At 49.5% G+C, this 396-nt stretch carries 1 protein-coding gene; it reads right to left on the reverse strand.

Translation table 11 applies throughout. The annotated features are described in order from the left end of the window. A partial coding sequence (locus KH400_RS29905) for a hypothetical protein (protein ID WP_217228209.1) occupies positions 1-396 on the reverse strand: 396 nt, incomplete at both ends.

Genomic DNA, 396 nt, shown 5'->3' on the forward strand with positions numbered 1-396 from the left:
CTCTTCTCCCTTCCTTCCTTTCTCTCCTCTCCTCCCTTCTTTTTCCCTTCCCCTTCCCTTTTCTTCCCTTCCTCTCCTTTTTTTCTTCCCTCTCCCTCCTTTCCCTTTCCCCTTTTTCCCCCCTCTTTTCTCTTTTTCCTTTCTCTTTCTCCTTCTCCTCTCCTCTTCTTTTTTCTTTCCCCCCCTTTTTTTTTCTCTTTTCTCTCCTTTCCTTCCTCCCTCTCTCTTCCCTTCTTTCCTCTTCCCTTTCTTCCCCTTTTTCTCCCCCCTTTTCTTTCTTCCCTCCTTTCTCTTCTTTCCCTCCCCCCTTCTCCCCCTCCTTTCCCTTTCTCTTCTCCCCCTCTTCCTCTTCCTCCTCCTCTTCTCCTCTCTCTCTCTTTCCTCCCCCCCTCCTTC

Source organism: Desertibacillus haloalkaliphilus, from assembly GCF_019039105.1.
Classification (GTDB): Bacteria; Bacillota; Bacilli; order Bacillales; family KJ1-10-99; genus Desertibacillus; species Desertibacillus haloalkaliphilus.